This window comes from Streptomyces sp. NPDC007095 (assembly GCF_040634475.1).
In the GTDB taxonomy this organism is placed as follows: Bacteria; Actinomycetota; Actinomycetes; order Streptomycetales; family Streptomycetaceae; genus Streptomyces.
This window is the reverse complement of sequence record NZ_JBEYFS010000117.1, coordinates 20,525-36,388: the sequence shown is the minus strand read 5'-3', so window position 1 is coordinate 36,388 and position 15,864 is coordinate 20,525. Positions and strand designations below refer to the sequence as shown.

Genomic DNA, 15,864 nt, shown 5'->3' with positions numbered 1-15,864 from the left:
GCGCGCGGTACCCCGCGCCCCTGGGGCACGGGGCTGCGCCCCGGCGCCCCAGGGCTTCAGGAACTCGGGGAACCGCGCGCCAAGCCCCTGCCGGCCCGGGGGGAAAATCGTCACGGGGACGGGGGGCGTACCGGGGCCACATCGATCGCTGTGGCGCCCCGCGGCTCCGGCGCATGGCGGATTCCCGGCTCGCGGGAGTACGAACGCAGGTAGCCCACCACCGTGTTGGTGACCGCCACCAGCGGCACCGCCACCACGGCCCCGCCGATCCCGGCGACCAGCCCACCCGCCGCGACGGACAGCACCACCGCCAGCGGATGCACCCGCACGGCCCGCCCCAGAATGAACGGCTGGAGGATGTGGCCCTCGATCTGCTGGACCGCGAGCACGACGAGCAGCGTCATCAGCGCGGTGAACACACCCTGCGTCACCACCGCGACCACCACCGCCAGCGCCCCCGACATCACCGCGCCCACCAGCGGAATGAACGCGAAGAGGAAGATGAAGACGGCGAGGGGCACGGCCATGGGGACGTTCAGGAAGTAGATGCCGAGGCCGATGAAGATCGCGTCGATCAGAGCCACTATCACCGTGCCGCGCACATAGGCCGTCAGGGTCCGCCACGCGCGGGGCCCCGCCCCGGCCACCCCCGGTCGCGCCGCCGCCGGCACCAGCTTCAGCGTCCACTCCCAGATGCGCTTGCCGTCGTAGAGGAGGAAGAGCGTCGAGAACATCGTCAGGAGGATGCCGGTCAGCGCTTCCACCATGACCGTCACGCCCTCCAGCCCCGCCGACGTGATCTGGTCCGTGTTCGCGCCGATCGCCTCCCGCAGGTTCTTGGCGATCTCGTTGATCTGCTTGTCCGTCACATGGAACGGGCTGTTGAGGAGCCACTTGCGCAACTCGTCGATGCCGTCCTGGATCTGGTTCGAGAGGTTGTCGATGTTCTCCTGGACCTGCCAGACCACGAACCAGCCGACCAGCCCCATGATGACGAAGCCGAGGATCGCGGTGAGCGCGGTGGCGAGGCCCCTGGGGAATCCCACTCTCTTCAGGCGCGCCACGGTGGGCTGAAGGAGCGCGGTGATGAGCAGCGCGGCGACGAACGCCAGTACGACCAGTTGTACGGCGCTGATCACCCGCATCAACACCCAGAGGGTGCCCGCGAGTACGAGCAGCCGCCAGCCGGCCTCGGCCGCGACCCGTACGCCCCACGGCACGGCCAGGACGGGATCGGGCCGGGTGTGCGTCTCCGGCCCATGGGTGTAGTGGGGTGCGGGGACGAACGTAACGGAGGGCTCGGTTTCGGATCCGCGTTCACGTTCGGGTTCCCGGTCGAGGGTGGGTTCGGGAGTGGCGTCGGCAGGGGGTGCGGGAGGCTTCGCGTCCACCCGTACCGTCGTCGAGCCGCGCGGTGGCCGGTCGTCGGTCTCGTCGCTCAGGTCGAGTGAGCCCCCCGACTCCTTCTCCACCTCGGCGCGGCGCTCGTCCAACCGCGCACCCAGCTCCGTCAGCTTGGCGCCGAGCCGGCCGAGCAACCCTGGCACTCTCGACATGGTCCGTCCTTTTCCCCCGCTTCTCCCCACCACTCCCCCCTGGAGTCGTCGGTTCCGACCGTACATGGCCGAAGCCCCTCACCCTAGGACGGGGAGGGGCTTCGAAAGGTTGAGCGGCCGGAGGTGACGACGGCTCAGTAGTTGCCGTGAGCCTGCCAGTACGACCAGGCGTCGCAGGGGCTGCCGTAGCGTTCGTTCATGTAGTTGAGGCCCCACTTGATCTGCGTGGCCGGGTTGGTCTGCCAGTCGGCACCGACCGACGCCATCTTGTTGCCGGGCAGCGACTGCACGAGACCGTAGGCGCCCGAAGAGGGGTTCTGGGCCCGGTAGTTCCAGGTGGACTCGTGGTCCACGATGTTGCTGAAGCACTGGAACTGACCGCTGGGGATGATCTGGCGCGCGATGGCCTGGACCTCGGCAACGGTGTACGAGGACTGCGGGGCCAGGCTGACAGCGGCCCGCGTCTCGGAGCGGCTGGCCGCTTCCGCGGCTTCCTTGCGCGCCTTGGCGTCCGCCGCGGCCTTCTGCTTCGCGACCGCGTCCTTGGCAGCCTGCTTGCGGGCAGCCTCCTCCGCGTCCTTCTTGGCGCTCGCGTCCGCGGCGATGGCCTGTGCGTCGGCCTGCTGCGTCAGGGACGCGGTCTGCACCTGGGCCTGCTGGCCCGCAGGTATGTCCGCGAGGAGAGTCGAGTCACTCGCCGTCGCCTCGGCGTCGTTCGACGGCTGGCCAGTGCTGCCCGAGGCAACACCACTCACGGCGCCGACAGCGGTGACCGCGGTGGCCGAGGCCACTGCGAGTCCCCGGACCGAAATCCGGCTCACACGGTTTCCTTCCAGCATCGCCCGCTTAGGTGACCCTCGCGGACGCAATCTTGCCCCTGAACACTGGCCTCCCAACTGCGGGGTCACGGGAGGCACGGGCCCGGTGGGCAACTCCCGTGACGGAAGTGCCGCGTGGTGCGCGGGCGGCATACGACGACTCTATGGAGTTCTGGTGTTCCTGAGGTGCGGTACCGCTGGGGGTACACGTGTGTCGTATGCGGGGCCTGACAGGAATGAGACTCTGCCGTAACCCGACGCCGCGAGGCAATTCCCAGTTGCGTGTGAAAGCTCACACCCCGTTTGCCCCAGGAGTTTTGCGGAAACAAGCGCGCACGAAGACGCCGCCCGGCTACGCTCTTCGCCTTTTGCCGGGCGGCGTCAACTACCGTGCATCCACCACGTTTTGACCAACCAGGTCAAGCAGTGCCAGATGTGTCCAGATGGAGCAATCTGGATCCAGGTGGGTCCAGATGGAGCCAGATGTGTCCAGATGGAGCCAGATGGGTCAGATCTGTCCGTCCTCCAGCATTTCGGTCACAAGCGCCGCGATCTGGGACCTCTCGGAGCGGTTCAGCGTCACGTGCGCGAAGAGCGGATGACCCTTCAGCTTCTCCACGACGGCGACCACGCCGTCGTACCGGCCGACACGCAGATTGTCCCGCTGTGCCACGTCATGGGTGAGAACCACCCGCGAGTTGGCGCCGATGCGGGACAGAACGGTCAGCAGCACGTTCCGTTCCAGTGACTGGGCCTCGTCCACGATCACGAAGGCGTCGTGCAGGGAGCGGCCTCGGATGTGGGTGAGCGGCAGGACCTCCAGCATGCCGCGCGCGGTGACCTCCTCGATGACCTCGCGCGAGGTGACCGCCGACAGCGTGTCGAAGACCGCCTGCGCCCAGGGGCCCATCTTCTCGGCCTCGGAGCCGGGCAGATAGCCGAGCTCCTGCCCGCCCACCGCGTACAGCGGCCGGAAGACCATCACCTTCTGATGCTGACGCCGCTCCAGCACGGCCTCCAGGCCCGCGCAGAGCGCGAGCGCCGACTTGCCGGTGCCGGCCCGGCCGCCCATCGACAGGATCCCGATGTCGGGGTCGAGCAGCAGATCGAGCGCGATGCGCTGCTCGGCGCTGCGGCCCTTGATTCCGAAGGCCTCCCGATCGCCGCGCACCAGCCGGACGTTGCCCTCGGAGGTGACACGGCCGAGGGCCTTGCCGCGCTCCGACTGGATCGTCAGACCGGTGTGGACCGGCAGGTCGGCCGCTTCGGGGACGTACGCGTGTCCCTCCTCGAAGAGGATGTCCACCTGCTCACCGGACAGGGTCAGTTCGGACATTCCGGTCCAGCCGGAGGAGCCCGTGATGGCCAGTTCCGCGCGGTACTCCTCGGCGAGGAGGCCGACGGACGAGGCCTTGATCCTGAGCGGCAGGTCCTTCGAGACGACGGTGACGTCGTACCCCTCGGCCTGCAGGTTGCGGGCGACCGCGAGGATGCGGGAGTCGTTGTCCCCCAGGCGGTACCCGCTGGGCAGGACGCTGGGGTCCGAGTGGTTGAGCTCGACGCGTACGGTCCCACCGAGTTCCCCGATCGGGATGGGGGCGTCGAGGCGGCCGAACCGCACCCGGAACTCGTCGAGCAGGCGCAGGGCCTGCCGGGCGAAGTAGCCGAGCTCGGGATGGTGCCTCTTGGCCTCCAGTTCCGTCACCACGACGATCGGAAGCACGACCTCGTGCTCGTCGAAGCGGCTCAGGGCGTTCGGGTCGGCCAGCAGGACGCTGGTGTCGAGAACATAGGTGCGCCGGTCTGGCATACGACGCTTTGTGCTGGTCACCACGGAAGGACGTACCCCCTCGGATGAGGTCGGGGAGCGACGGAGAGGAGCTGGACCGGTCCTGGCCGCATTGCGCGGGCCGGAGACCGGCCCTCCGTCTCGTCCGTACGGACCGCACGGTCGGGCTGGTGCAAAGGGCCTCCCGGGCGGACGGCCCCGTGCCGTCCGCTGAGATACGACACCCGTGGTTCGGGCGTCGACCTGCATGGCTTATGCCCTCGAACATGCGCGGCCATGCAAGAGCATGTGACCACGCGTTCGTTAACTCCGGGTGACGCGCACCCCTCGCACCCCCTGGGTCAGCCTCCGTAGCGGCGGTGTCGCGCCGCGTAGTCACGCAGGGCACGCAGGAAGTCGACCTTGCGGAACGCCGGCCAGAAGACTTCGCAGAAGTAGTACTCCGAATGGGCGGTCTGCCAGAGCATGAATCCGGACAGCCGCTGCTCACCGCTGGTGCGGATCACCAGGTCCGGATCGGGCTGGGCACTCGTATAAAGATGCTTGCCGATGAGATCGATGTCCACGGACTCGGCGACGTCCTCGATCGAGGAGCCCTTGTCGGCGGCGTCCAGGAGCATGGAGCGCACGGCGTCGGCGATCTCCTGGCGTCCGCCGTAGCCGATGGCGACGTTGACCACTATCCCGTCGACGTGCGCGGTGGCCTCCTCGGCCTCCTTCAGCGCGGTCTGCATCTGGGAGGGCAGGATGTCCGGCGTGCCCACGTGGTGCACGCGCCAGCGGCCGTCGGCGGCGAGGGTGCGTACGACGCCCTCGATGATGCCGAGCAGGGGGACGAGCTCGTCCTCGGGGCGGTCGAAGTTGTCCGTCGACAGCAGCCAGAGGGTGACGACCTCGACATCGGTCTCCGAGCACCAGCCGAGGAACTCCTCGATCTTGTCGGCACCGGCGCGGTGCCCCTGGGCGGCCGTGCTGCCCGCCGCCTTCGCCCAGCGCCGGTTGCCGTCCATGATGACGCCGATGTGCTTGGGCACCTGGTCGTGGTCGAGGTGGCCCTCCACCCTGCGTGTGTAGAACCTGAGCAGCAGCCGGCGCAGGTTGTCCCGCAGGTTCACGTGTTGTCAGCCCCTCCGTGCGGATCGGACGGGCGCGGCAGAGCGGCCTCGCTCAGCGCAACCCCTGTCCATATGACGGTCCCCGGGGGCGAAGCCTACCCCCGCGAAACCAACGGCCCTGCAAGAGGTGTCTGTGGTCCGACAAGCGGGCCGGGGTGGAGGCGCTGTGTCACCAGGGCCGGTTCCCGGGGACAGGGGGGCGCACGGGGGCGCAGGCGGAGACGGTGAAGGGGTGGGGTGCGGGGGCACAAAAAACGGGCCGGTCCGTGGGGGGGAGACGGACCGGCCCGAGGGGGGGTTTCCACCATAACCCTTCGTAAGTGATGCTGCGTGCATCGGCGTGCCACAACTACTCTCCGAAACCGGACGACGACGCCACGGTGGCCGCGGAACCTCTCATTCAGGGCTTGACCATGGCTGAATCGCAGCGGATTCAAAGAGAATGGAGAGGTAAACGGAGAGATCCGGAGGGTTTGCGACCAACTGGGTCTTCCCTGCCGACTCGCCCCCATGTACTCCGGGAGAGTGACGCGCGCCCGTGTCGCCCGCTTGACGGCGCCGCTAACTTCGCACCCATGGCCATGCTCACCACGCCGGGGATCCCCGCACCGGTGCCGCTGGAGGTCGCCGTGTCGGCCCGCGCCCGGCGCCGTGGACTGCTCGGGCGAGACGGGATCGACGGGGCCCTGCTGCTCTCACCGGCCAGTGCGGTGCACACCCTGGGGATGCGGTTCGCGATCGACGTCGCCTATTTGGACCGGAAGTTCCGCGTCTTGGCGGTGCGGACGATGAAGCCGGGGCGCATGGGGCGCCCCCGCCCACGCTCCCGCCGCATTCTGGAGGCGGAGGCCGGGGCGATGGAGCGATGGGGCGTACGGCGCGGGGTGCAAGTCACCGTGCACGACCGGTGACGTGACTTCAGGGAGGGAGCGCAGCACCGCGCAGCCCCCTCCACTGCGCGGTGCCACACGCGCAGCTTTGCTCACGCGAATTACCTTGGTCTGAACTTACGTGAGGCGAACACCCCGGACGACCCACCCCCGATAACGATGTGGAAACCCTGTGCAGAAGTTCGTCATACGGACGGACATCTCACCCGCGGCCGGTCGCATCAGGGTGTTTTCGGTCAATCGGTTCCCGGGCGCTCCAGCGGCCAGGATCTGACCTCATTCCCGCCTACCTTCGCCGCATGACGCTGAAGATCACATGGAACGAGGCGAGCGCGCGGCGAATGGAACGCCAGTTCCTGGCCGTTCCGGCGCGCGGCGGGACTCCGGTCGCCGACACCGTCGGCGCGATGCTCGGCGCGCACGCACAAGTCCTGTCGGCGGCCGAGATGTCGGTGGGCGTACGCGCCGAGGGAGTCACGCGGGCAGACGTACGCGCCGCGCTCTGGGAGGACGGGTCGCTGGTGAAGACGTACGGTCCGCGCGGCACCGTACATCTGCTCCCCACCGCGGAACTCGCCCTCTGGACAGCCGCCTTGGCGGCGATCCCGTCCGGCCGGAGCCCCTTCGCGCCCGCCGTCCGGCTCACCGAGGAGCAGGCGGACGAGGTCGTGGCGGCGATCGGGGACGCCCTGGACGGCGCGCGGCTGACCATCGACGAGTTGAGCGACGAGGTGGTGGCGCGCACCGGGTCCTGGGCCGGAGACCTGGTGATGCCCGCGTTCCAGGGCATGTGGCCGCGCTGGCGGCAGGTCATGCACCGGGCGGGTCAGCGCGGCGCGCTGTGCTTCGCCCCGAACCGGGGCCGCAAGGCGACGTACACCCGGCCCCCGCACTTCGAGCCGCTCGCCGCCGACGAGGGGCTCGCCCTGCTCGTAGGGCGCTATCTGCGCGCGTACGGACCGGCGACGCCGGGGCGGTTCGCCAAGTGGGCCGCGGCTCCGCGTGGTTGGGCCACCGAACTCTTCGCCTCGCTGGCGGGTACGGGGGTCATCGAGGAGGTCGACTTCGAGGGGCCGGCGTGGGTCGCGGCGGGCGACACGGAGTTCCCGGGGACGCCGGTGAGCGGGGTGCGGCTGCTTCCGTATTTCGACGCGTACGCCATCGCCGCGGGGCCCCGCGAGGTGCTGTTCCCCGGGCCGGCGTACGGACGTGCCCTCGCGGGCGGCCAGGCCGGGAACTTCCCCGTGCTGCTGGTCGACGGCGTGGTGGCCGGGGTCTGGCACCAGCGGCGCCGGGGACGGCGTACGACGGTCACCGTGGAGCCGCTGGAAGGGCTGACGGCGGCGCGGGAACGGGAGTTGGCGCAGCAGGTGGAACGAGTGGGTGAAATCCTGGAGGCGGGGGCGGAGTTGGTGGTGGGGAGGGTGACGGCGGGCCCGCACGCATGAGCTCGAACGCGAGCCCTCCCGGGGATCCCATGGACCCCTAGGAACGACGCGGCTTGCGCGCCTCGATCAGGAAGCGGGCGCTGTGGGCGACGAACGGGCCCTTCGCCTCGATCCGCCCGTGCAGGGCACGCAGCTCGGTCCGGTACCGGTCGACGGTGAAGCCGGGGACCATCCAGATCACCTTGCGCAGGAAGTGAACGACGGCACCGATGTCGTAGAACTCGACGCGCAGCCGCTCCGCGCGCAGGTCGACGACGTCGAGCCCGGCGGCCTCGGCGGCGGCGCGGGCGCGGTCCGGGTGCCGGCCGTTCCTGACGTCCTCCGGCAGCGGGCCGAGGAAGTACTCGACGAGTTCGAAGACGCTCGCCGGGCCGACCTGCTGGGAGAAGTACGTGCCGCCGGGGCGCAGGACGCGCGCGATCTCGGACCAGTGCGTCGTGACCGGGTGCCGGCTGGTGACCAGGTCGAAGGCGCCGTCCGCGAAGGGCAGCGGGGCGTCCTCGGGAGAGGCGACGACCACGGCGCCACGGGGGTGGAGCAGGGCGGTGGCCTTCGCGACGTTCGGAGGCCAGCCCTCGGTGGCGGCGGTGAGCGGGGGCAGCGTCGGCGCGGAGGCCAGCACCTCACCGCCACCGGTCTGGATGTCCAGCGCGGCGGACGCGTGCGCGAGCCGCTCCCCCATCGCCCGCGCGTACCCCCATGACGGACGCTCCTCGGTGGCGCGCCCCTCGAACCAGGAGAAGTCCCACCCCTCGACGGACGCGGCCACGGCCTCGTCGACGAGAGCTTCGAAGGTGCGGGTGGTGGTCATGGGGAGATCTTCTCAACGGGGCGGCGGGGAGGCGAGGCGTTTTCCACCGGGCAACGGGGTTCCGGGGCCAGCTGTCCAGGGCGCTCGTCGCCGGTGCTCTCACTCCTCGGGGAGTACGAGCAGGGTGTGGTCGTCGTCGCCGTGGCGGACGGTCCCCTGGTGCTGGAAGCCGTGCCGTTCCAGGAGGCGTACGGACGCGGTGTTGCCCGTGAAGGGATCGGCGTACAGGGGGCGGTTCCTCTCCAGCCCGAGGAAGCGGGCCAGAGCCTTGGTGCCGATCCCCCGGCCCCAGTACGGGCGGCCGAACCAGTAGCCGATGAAGCGCCGCTCGCCCTCCCACCAGGAGACGACGTTCCCGGCCGGCACACCGTCCACGGTGACCGTCTGCACGAGGACGGTGTCGTCACCGAGGACCCTGGTCCTCCAGTGGGACATGAACGCCTCCCGTGTCCGGGGCTCGAACCTCGACCGCCGGGCCGCCTCGGGATCGTGCTCGTAGGCCAGGAACAGGTCGAGGTCGGTTTCGACCACGTCCCTCAGTCGTACGTCGTCCTCACTCATACCGACGAGTGTGGCAGCGGGCACTGACAACGACCGCCCTACCCGATGAGCGGCCGGACCTCCCGGGCCGCGAACCGTACGAAGGCCTCGGGGTCCGGTTCGTCGGCGGTGGGCTGCAGGACCACGGTGTCGGCGCCGGCCTCCACGAGGCGCTGTACGGCCTTGGCGACCGCGCCCGCGTCCCCGGCGACGCCGTGCTCCGGCAGCGGATCCTCACCGTTCGCCTCGATCTCGGCGCGCAGCCGCGCCGGCGCGTCCGGTCCGGTGGCCGTGTGGAGGTAGACGATCACCCGGTGGTGGTCGGTCCGGCCCGCCGACTCCCGCCCCTCGTCGATGAGTCGGCGCGCCCGCCGTACCCCTTCCGGCGCGGTGGCGGCGGTGAGGACGGTGCCGTCGGCGGCGGCCCCCGAGAGCCGGAGCGAACGCGGCCCGGTGGCGCCCGCGAGCACCTCCGGTGCCGCCGCCGGGGGCCAGTCGAGGGCGACGCCGTCCAGCTTCACGTACCGGCCGTCCGTGCTGACCCGCTCGCCCCGCAGCAGCGCGCGCAGCGCGTCGAGGTGCTCGCGCAGCAGCGTCACGGGTGACTCCGCACGCGCCCCGACCTGCCCCATCCAGTCCTGTACGCCGTGTCCGACGCCCAGGATCGCGCGCCCCGGGAACATCCGGTGCAGCGTGGCGGCCTCCATCGCGGTGACGGCGACGTTCCGCAGCGGGACGGGCAGCAGGCCCACGCCGACCCGGACCCGTTCGGTCCAGGCGAGGGCGGCCGCCGCGGCCGAGATGCCCCCTTCGAGGAAGCAGTCCTCCCACAGCCACAGCTCCTCCAGGCCCGCGTCGTCCGCCGCGTGCGCGACGGCCCGCAGCCGCTCGGGGGGCAGTTGGGGCCGGAACACAACACCGAGAACAGTCATGGAGCCTTCCTACCGATGCCCCGGCTCGCGGACAACACCTTTACGTGTCGGCTACGTGTCGGCGGTTCCGGGGTCGGTAGCAGTGGTGGTGGCGGGGGCGATGGCGGTGCTGTCGCGTTCGTAGCGCAGGAGTACGACCCCGTTGCCGAAGGCCCGTGACTCGACGAACCGCAGATCGGTCGGGGTGTGCGACTCCGGGAACAGGGGTTTGCCGCGGCCGATCAGCACCGGATGGACATACACCCGGAGCTCGTCGACCAAGCCGTGCCGCAGGAACGCGGCCGCGAGGTCGGCGCCGCCGAGGCCGAGGTCGCCGCCGGGCTGTTCCTTGAGCGCCCTGACCTCGTCCGGTACGACGTCCCGGACGATCGTGGTGTTCCAGTCGGCCCGCTCCAGTGTCCGCGAATACACGTACTTGGGGATGTCCCGCCAGATCCCCGCGAACTCGACCATCTCGGCCGTACTGTCCGGGCTGTCCGGATCCTGGTCGGCCGTCGGCCAGAACCCGGCCATCAGCTCGTGCGTGACCCGGCCGTCCAGCAGGCCGCCGAGCTTCCTGATCTCCTCGTTGAAGTGGCGGTGCAGCTCCGCGTCGACGCGGTGCCAGTCGATCTCGCGGTTCGGTCCCTCGATGAATCCGTCCAGGGACACCGACATCATCAGGACGATTCTTCTCATGACACCAGGTTCTCAGCTCTGGGCTCCCGAGGACCCACTGTTCGCCGCGCCACGTGGGAACGTCACCTCCACCCGGCGGTTCTTCCGGCGGCCCTCCTCCGAGGTGTTGTCCGCGATCGGGTAGTCCTCGCTGTAGCCACGCACCTCGAAGGTGACGTCCGTCGAGCCGAGCGCCGCCGCGAGTTCGTCGTGGACGATCTCCGCGCGCTTCTTGGAGAGGACCAGGCCGTGGGCGTACGAGCCGAGGTTGTCGGTGAACCCGAACACCCTGACCGTCGTCGCCTTCTGGTTCTTGATCTCGTCCGCGATCGCCTGGATACGGGAACGGGCGTCGGGGTTCAGCTTCGAACTGTCCTTGGGGAACAACACCTCGGCCTGCAACGCGAACGTCACGTCCGAGTTCGTGTCCTCCCGCCGCTCCTCACCACCGAGGTCCTCGACGACCGACTTGATGTCCAACACCTTGGCCGGCGCGAGCGTGGCGCCGTCGGCGAGCTTCAGGCCGGGGCTGGTGGGGTCGACGGTGGGGGGTGGGGAAGTGGTCAGACTGCCCGGAGGCGCGCTCGGGGTCCCGTCGTCCGCGTACGCCTGAGTACCGCTGAGAGTCAGAGTGGTCAGGACGGCGAAGGTCGTGAACATGGTGGCCGCGGTGCGGGAGGTGAGGGCCATGGGTCACTCGCCGTCGGAGAGTGTGAGGGTGGCCGGGGGCATGGTCGGCACCTGGAACTGCACGCTCGTCGTCCCGTCGGGCGGCGCCGGGAACTGGGCGAACCAGTCGACGGTGGCACCCTGGGAGACACCGCCCTGGAACTTCGTGCAGAGGCAGTGCCCTTCGGTGTCCCGGAGGATGAGGTACTTCTTCTTGCCCTTCTCATCGACCAGACTGGCTCCGGCCAGGGATCCGCCGTTGCTCTTCAACTCGGTCTCGTCGCTGATCCATTCGGCACCGATCCAGATGCCCGAGGTGCCGTTGGTCACCGTGCCGTTGACGGTGACGAACCCGCCCTGGTCGCGCTTGGCCGACGTGATCGTCAGCGTGATGCCGTTGCTCTTCACTTCGGCGATCGCTTGATTCACGCTCGGTGAACCGCTTTCCTTCGGCTTGCCGTCACCGTTGTTCTGGGCAGGGGACGAAGTCGATGCCCCCTTGCCCGACTTGGCGTCTCCACCCCCTCCGCAACCGGCCACCGTGAGGAGCAACCCAGCAGTGATCGCCAGTGCGCTCAGCGCCCTGCGGCCCTTCATGGTGTGCCGAAAGTCCATCGGTACGGCTTCCTCTCACTCGGCCAGATGCACAGAGAACAGCACGGACGGGTCCGGAAGGTCGACCGGATCGAACTTTCCGGGGTCGATGTTGACGGTCTGCCCGTCGCAGTTCAGTTCCACGGGCTTCTTGGGATCCGCGGCCGGATCGAAGTCGCAGCGTGGCTGGATGACAGCGACGGCATGGGCCGTCGCGTGCTTGTCCTCCGTGCCGGGAATGATCGACTTGCCAACCGTGTACCGGGTCTCGATATCCACCCGGTAGCCCGGAAATCCGTTCACATCGGCCGGGGTAAATCCCTGCACTGTCGAGTCGTTCTCAGCGGCCAGCCGACCGGCCGCAGCCGCGGCTCCGGTGCCTTTGAACAGGTCTCCCTTGAGCCAGTCCAGCCAGTGGTCATCCGTGCCCACGGCCCCCGCCAGGCCCGTCATCAGCTCGTCGCGGGAGTCCCGTGCGGCCGCCAACGCCGCAGCGTCCGCCGCGGATTGAGCCCCATTCCGGGCGGACGCTGCTTGTGCGAACACGAAGAAGGCGATCGCGGCGAAGAGCAGAATCCCCGTCATCCAGATGTAGATGGGGAGAGTCTGCCCTCGGTCGCTGTGCGGCGGGCCGCCGGTCAGGCTCCGCCAATGACTCTGTTCACTGCGTTGCCGATCGCCTGCGAAATCTTTCCGTTCAGGCCGAGCTGATCGATGAGCGTGTAGATCCCCGCGATCAGAATCATCAGGCCCGCGTACTCCACGAACCCGGCTCCCGCATCCCGCCCGCGCCCGCGCATCCGGGTGGAAACCGTCTCCGTCCAGTCCCGCAGAGCGCGCTCCACCCGGACCCCCGCCCTCAGCGTCCAGTCCCTCGTCACCATGGCCCCTGCCCTCCCGCCCGACGCCACCACTACCGACCCGAGCACCGTACGTGAGACCGCGCCTACTCCGGGTGGGCCCAGGGGCCCAACTTCGGGTGGGTGGAGTCATCGGCTCCACCCCTCGCGTGCCGTGCCCAGCCAGTGGGCGATCGCTTCGCTGCGCGAGGAACTGTGCAGCTTTGCGAAGATGCGGTTGATGTGGTTCTTGACTGTCTTCTCACTGATGAAGCAGGCGGCGGCGATCTGCTGATTGCTCATGCCGGACGCGATGAGATCCATGACCTCCACCTCCCGTGAACTCAGGCCGAAGTCGAGCCGGTTGGGCACGCGACGGCGCAGCCTCGCCGCGTAGCCGGGGCGAGCCTTCGACGACTGTCCCACAAGTGGTTGCAGGTGCGAAGGGAAATCGTTCGGTTCGTACGAAACACCGAGTGAATCCGGGACAGTCGCCTTCGCGTGCCGTACCGCGTGCCGTACCTCCCGTACGGCGGAGATCAGTTCGGCGGCCGTGAACTCGCCGTGGACGAGATAGCCGACCGCGCCCCGGCGCAACGCCTCGGCCACGACCTCGGGTTCGCGGCTGTAGGTCAGCATCATCACGGGGGCGAGCAGGGAGAGGGCGGGAAGGGCCGTCAGCCCGTCCGTGCCGGGCATGCGGACGTCGAGGAGGACGACGTCCGGGCGCAGTCGGGTGGCGGCCGCGATGGCCTCCTCGCCGTCGGCCGCCTGCGCGACGACCTCGAGGTCCGGGTGGCCGTCGAGCAGCGCGGTCAGGCCGGCCCGGACGACCGGGTTGTCGTCGGCCACGAGTACACGGAGGTTCGGGCCGGGAAGTGCCTGGTCAGGCATGTGCGGCCTCCTCTTGAGGGATGGGGGGAGGGTGGGGGACGGCGGAGGACCGCGGGAGGGTCAGATGGATTTCCGCGCCTCCTTGCGGGGAACGGTTCAGGTCGACGCGGCCGCCCAGCGACGCGGCTCGCTCCGCCATGCCGAGCAGGCCGAAGTGGCCGGATCTGGTCAGGTCGTCGAGGGTCAGGTCGTCGAGGGCGACGGGCCGGGGCGGACCGACTCCGTCGTCCCGTACGCGTACGGCGCACTCGGTTTCCGACACGTCGAGTTCCACCGTCACCCGCGTCGCGTCCGCGTGGCGGTGCGCGTTCTCCAGCGCCTCGGACACGATCGCCAGGACGTGGTGGGCGGTGGCGTACGGGAGGATCGGGGGCTCGCCCCGGTGGTGGAGGGAAGTGGGGAGGTGGGTGCGGGACTCGAAGGCCCTTACCCGGGCGTCGAGTTCGGACAGGACGTCCGTGTTCGCACGCGTGAGGTCCGTGTGGCGGCGCAGGTCGGAGAGGAGGTCGCGGGATTCCACGGCCGCCCGGCGGGCCGCGCCCGCGACGATCGTCGCCTGCCGCCCCAGCCTGTGCGGGTCCGCGTCCCCGGCGGCGGCCGAGGCGGCGAGGGCCTCGGCCGCCAGGGCCAGGCCGTGCAGGGTCTTCGCGACCGAGTCGTGCATCTCGCGGGCCAGGCGGGCCCGTTCGGACTCCACCGCCTCGGCGACGGCCAGGCGCGAGTTCGCCTCCGACAGGGCCTGGCTCGCCGTACCGAAGCGGAACATCAGGTTTCGCAGGGTGACACCGATGATGCCCGCGCCGACGCAGAAGCCCGCGACGAGCAGGGTGCTGGCGCCCGACCCCGGGTGGTGTTGCCAGGCCCTGTACACCGTCACCAGCACGATCAGCTGGAGGCCGGTGAAGATGCCCGAGCCGCGCCAGCCGTACAGCAGGCCCGCGAGGAGCGGGGTGCACACCGTCGCGTACGCGAGGGGGGACGCGGGGGACGCCGTCAGCAGCAGGACCGCGCCGAAGGTCAGGTCCACGGCCATGAGACCAGGGTGCGCGAGCAGGCGCGGGCCGAACCGGTCCCAGTCCCTGAGCATGGCGTACGAGCCCATGACGCCGAGGACGGCGGCCACCAGGACCGTGTAACGGGGTGGGCCGTTCACGGCGTTGGTCATCGCGAAGGGGGCGCCGATCGCGATCGCGGCGAGGCGGACGCCGAAGGCCTGGCGGCACAGCGCCTGGAGGGCGTTGAGCTGGAGGCGGACGCTTCCGGGGGCCGGGGCGTCGTCGGCCAGGTAGCCGTCCTCGGTGCTCGCGAGGTGCCGCCGCGCCCACAGGCGGGACAGCCACGGCGGGGGCTGCGACAGCCACAGCGGGAGCGTCGAGAGCGGTGACGGCCTCGGCAGGGGAGTACGGCGGCTGGTCATCAGCGGCCCAGGATCGAACCGAAGTTCGTGCCCGACCCCAGGAACATGCCCGTGGCGATCAGGATCATCGTCGCCGGGAGCATGAAGACGAGGGTCACCATCGTCGCCTTGGGGATGGTCTTGGCCGCGCGGCGGCGGGCGTTCTGGGCGTCCGTGCGGCGCATGTCCGTGGCGAGCTGGATGAGGGTCTCGGCGATGGGGGAACCCAGCTCCTCGCCCTGCTGGAGCGCCGAGACGAACTGGGCGACCTGCTCGGAGGAGTTGCGCTTGCGCAGTTCGTCGAAGGCCTGGCGGCGGCTGACGCCCATGTCCATCTGGCGCAGCGTGATGCGCAGTTCGTCCGCCCAGGGGCCCTCGTACTTCTCCGCGACCCGGTCCAGCGCCTGGCGGAAACCCAGGCCCGCCGAGACCACGACCGCCAGGACGTCGAGGAAGTCGGGGAGCGTGCGGTCGATGACCTCCTTGCGTTCGCGGACGGCCTGCCAGATGAGGGCGTCGGCGGCGACGAGCCCGAAGGCCAGGGTGAGGACGGCGAAGAGGAGCTGGCCGTTGGAGAGGAAGACGAGGCCGAGTACGACACCGAAGACGCCGTACACCGCGCGGCGGGCGGCGTAGCGGTTGAGGGTCAGGCCGCCGGGGTTGCCCGCCATGTCTATGCGGCGGCGTTTGGCCTCGACACGGCGGGGACCCATGAGGCGCAGGACCGTGGGGGCGAAGCGCATGCCGAGGCGGTCGACGGCGGACTCGGCGGTGGAGACGCGGGTTCCGCCGACCTCCAGGGCGAGCGCGAGGTCGCTCGGGAGTTTGGCGTCGGCGCGGATCATGCGGATGCCCAGCAGGGCGCCCGCGACGGCCCCGGCCGTCAGGAGGGCGAGCAGCAGCGCGAGCAACGTGA

Annotated in this window: 17 protein-coding genes; 2 read left to right on the top strand and 15 right to left on the bottom strand. The window is 69.9% G+C overall.

Annotation, left to right across the window (positions count from 1 at the left end; all coding sequences use genetic code 11):
* Positions 1–110 precede the first annotated feature (110 nt).
* The 4 genes from ABZ656_RS33275 to ABZ656_RS33260 form a co-directional block, all read right to left on the bottom strand.
* Entirely contained in the window at positions 111–1,556 is a 1,446-nt protein-coding gene (locus ABZ656_RS33275) for an AI-2E family transporter (protein WP_360272822.1), read from the bottom strand.
* 134 nt (positions 1,557–1,690) lie between these two features.
* Positions 1,691–2,377: a transglycosylase SLT domain-containing protein gene (locus tag ABZ656_RS33270; RefSeq protein ID WP_360272819.1), complete on the bottom strand. Its 687-nt coding sequence runs from the start codon at positions 2,375–2,377 to the stop codon at positions 1,691–1,693.
* Positions 2,378–2,882: 505 nt separating this feature from the next.
* On the bottom strand, positions 2,883–4,208 hold the full coding sequence (locus ABZ656_RS33265; RefSeq protein ID WP_101400406.1) for a PhoH family protein: 1,326 nt from the start codon (positions 4,206–4,208) through the stop codon (positions 2,883–2,885).
* A gap of 296 nt (positions 4,209–4,504) precedes the next feature.
* On the bottom strand, positions 4,505–5,278 hold the full coding sequence (locus ABZ656_RS33260; RefSeq protein WP_101400405.1) for an isoprenyl transferase: 774 nt from the start codon (positions 5,276–5,278) through the stop codon (positions 4,505–4,507).
* 575 nt (positions 5,279–5,853) lie between these two features.
* On the opposite strand from ABZ656_RS33260, the gene ABZ656_RS33255 reads away from it, so the two are divergent.
* Complete coding sequence (locus ABZ656_RS33255; RefSeq protein WP_101400404.1) at positions 5,854–6,189, top strand: DUF192 domain-containing protein; 336 nt, start codon at positions 5,854–5,856, stop codon at positions 6,187–6,189.
* Positions 6,190–6,467: 278 nt separating this feature from the next.
* A complete protein-coding gene (locus ABZ656_RS33250) occupies positions 6,468–7,616 on the top strand; it encodes a winged helix DNA-binding domain-containing protein (RefSeq protein WP_101400403.1) in 1,149 nt (382 codons plus the stop codon).
* Between the two features lie 37 nt (positions 7,617–7,653).
* On the opposite strand, the gene ABZ656_RS33245 is transcribed toward ABZ656_RS33250, so the two are convergent.
* From ABZ656_RS33245 to ABZ656_RS33195, 11 genes are all read right to left on the bottom strand, one after another.
* The gene (locus ABZ656_RS33245; RefSeq protein WP_101400402.1) at positions 7,654–8,427 is read right to left on the bottom strand and encodes a class I SAM-dependent methyltransferase; all 774 of its coding nucleotides are present in this window, start codon (positions 8,425–8,427) and stop codon (positions 7,654–7,656) included.
* 99 nt (positions 8,428–8,526) lie between these two features.
* A complete protein-coding gene (locus ABZ656_RS33240) occupies positions 8,527–8,988 on the bottom strand; it encodes a GNAT family protein (RefSeq protein ID WP_101400401.1) in 462 nt (153 codons plus the stop codon).
* A 38-nt stretch (positions 8,989–9,026) separates the two neighbouring features.
* Complete coding sequence (locus ABZ656_RS33235; protein WP_360272812.1) at positions 9,027–9,899, bottom strand: LLM class flavin-dependent oxidoreductase; 873 nt, start codon at positions 9,897–9,899, stop codon at positions 9,027–9,029.
* 51 nt (positions 9,900–9,950) lie between these two features.
* Positions 9,951–10,577 (bottom strand): dihydrofolate reductase family protein, encoded by a 627-nt coding sequence (locus tag ABZ656_RS33230; protein ID WP_360272809.1) that lies wholly within the window; start codon positions 10,575–10,577, stop codon positions 9,951–9,953.
* Between the two features lie 12 nt (positions 10,578–10,589).
* Positions 10,590–11,246, bottom strand: a complete 657-nt coding sequence (locus ABZ656_RS33225; protein ID WP_360272806.1) for an OmpA family protein — start codon at positions 11,244–11,246, stop codon at positions 10,590–10,592.
* 3 nt (positions 11,247–11,249) lie between these two features.
* Positions 11,250–11,840 (bottom strand): hypothetical protein, encoded by a 591-nt coding sequence (locus tag ABZ656_RS33220; RefSeq protein ID WP_360272803.1) that lies wholly within the window; start codon positions 11,838–11,840, stop codon positions 11,250–11,252.
* A 15-nt stretch (positions 11,841–11,855) separates the two neighbouring features.
* A complete protein-coding gene (locus ABZ656_RS33215; protein ID WP_360272825.1) occupies positions 11,856–12,461 on the bottom strand; it encodes a pilus assembly protein TadG-related protein in 606 nt (201 codons plus the stop codon).
* The gene (locus tag ABZ656_RS33210; protein WP_360272800.1) at positions 12,458–12,703 is read right to left on the bottom strand and encodes a hypothetical protein; all 246 of its coding nucleotides are present in this window, start codon (positions 12,701–12,703) and stop codon (positions 12,458–12,460) included. Before ABZ656_RS33210 ends, ABZ656_RS33215 begins: the two co-directional genes overlap by 4 nt.
* A 105-nt stretch (positions 12,704–12,808) precedes the next feature.
* On the bottom strand, positions 12,809–13,552 hold the full coding sequence (locus tag ABZ656_RS33205; RefSeq protein ID WP_101400395.1) for a response regulator transcription factor: 744 nt from the start codon (positions 13,550–13,552) through the stop codon (positions 12,809–12,811).
* The gene (locus tag ABZ656_RS33200) at positions 13,545–14,969 is read right to left on the bottom strand and encodes an ATP-binding protein (RefSeq protein WP_101400394.1); all 1,425 of its coding nucleotides are present in this window, start codon (positions 14,967–14,969) and stop codon (positions 13,545–13,547) included. Before ABZ656_RS33200 ends, ABZ656_RS33205 begins: the two co-directional genes overlap by 8 nt.
* Positions 14,969–15,859, bottom strand: coding sequence for a DUF5936 domain-containing protein (locus ABZ656_RS33195; RefSeq protein WP_060901398.1), 891 nt, complete (start codon positions 15,857–15,859; stop codon positions 14,969–14,971). Before ABZ656_RS33195 ends, ABZ656_RS33200 begins: the two co-directional genes overlap by 1 nt.
* Between the last annotated feature and the right edge of the window lie 5 nt (positions 15,860–15,864).

What these genes read in the sequence shown, in the direction of transcription:
- ABZ656_RS33225 (WP_360272806.1), bottom strand. Translation starts at nt 11,246, where the DNA reads ATGGCCCTCACCTCCCGCACCGCGGCCACCATGTTCACGACCTTCGCC.
- ABZ656_RS33230 (WP_360272809.1), bottom strand. Translation starts at nt 10,577, where the DNA reads ATGAGAAGAATCGTCCTGATGATGTCGGTGTCCCTGGACGGATTCATC.
- ABZ656_RS33245 (WP_101400402.1), bottom strand. Translation starts at nt 8,427, where the DNA reads ATGACCACCACCCGCACCTTCGAAGCTCTCGTCGACGAGGCCGTGGCC.
- ABZ656_RS33200 (WP_101400394.1), bottom strand. Translation starts at nt 14,969, where the DNA reads ATGACCAGCCGCCGTACTCCCCTGCCGAGGCCGTCACCGCTCTCGACG.
- ABZ656_RS33220 (WP_360272803.1), bottom strand. Translation starts at nt 11,840, where the DNA reads ATGGACTTTCGGCACACCATGAAGGGCCGCAGGGCGCTGAGCGCACTG.
- ABZ656_RS33205 (WP_101400395.1), bottom strand. Translation starts at nt 13,552, where the DNA reads ATGCCTGACCAGGCACTTCCCGGCCCGAACCTCCGTGTACTCGTGGCC.
- ABZ656_RS33235 (WP_360272812.1), bottom strand. Translation starts at nt 9,899, where the DNA reads ATGACTGTTCTCGGTGTTGTGTTCCGGCCCCAACTGCCCCCCGAGCGG.
- ABZ656_RS33210 (WP_360272800.1), bottom strand. Translation starts at nt 12,703, where the DNA reads ATGGTGACGAGGGACTGGACGCTGAGGGCGGGGGTCCGGGTGGAGCGC.
- ABZ656_RS33250 (WP_101400403.1), top strand. Translation starts at nt 6,468, where the DNA reads ATGACGCTGAAGATCACATGGAACGAGGCGAGCGCGCGGCGAATGGAA.
- ABZ656_RS33240 (WP_101400401.1), bottom strand. Translation starts at nt 8,988, where the DNA reads ATGAGTGAGGACGACGTACGACTGAGGGACGTGGTCGAAACCGACCTC.
- ABZ656_RS33255 (WP_101400404.1), top strand. Translation starts at nt 5,854, where the DNA reads ATGGCCATGCTCACCACGCCGGGGATCCCCGCACCGGTGCCGCTGGAG.
- ABZ656_RS33275 (WP_360272822.1), bottom strand. Translation starts at nt 1,556, where the DNA reads ATGTCGAGAGTGCCAGGGTTGCTCGGCCGGCTCGGCGCCAAGCTGACG.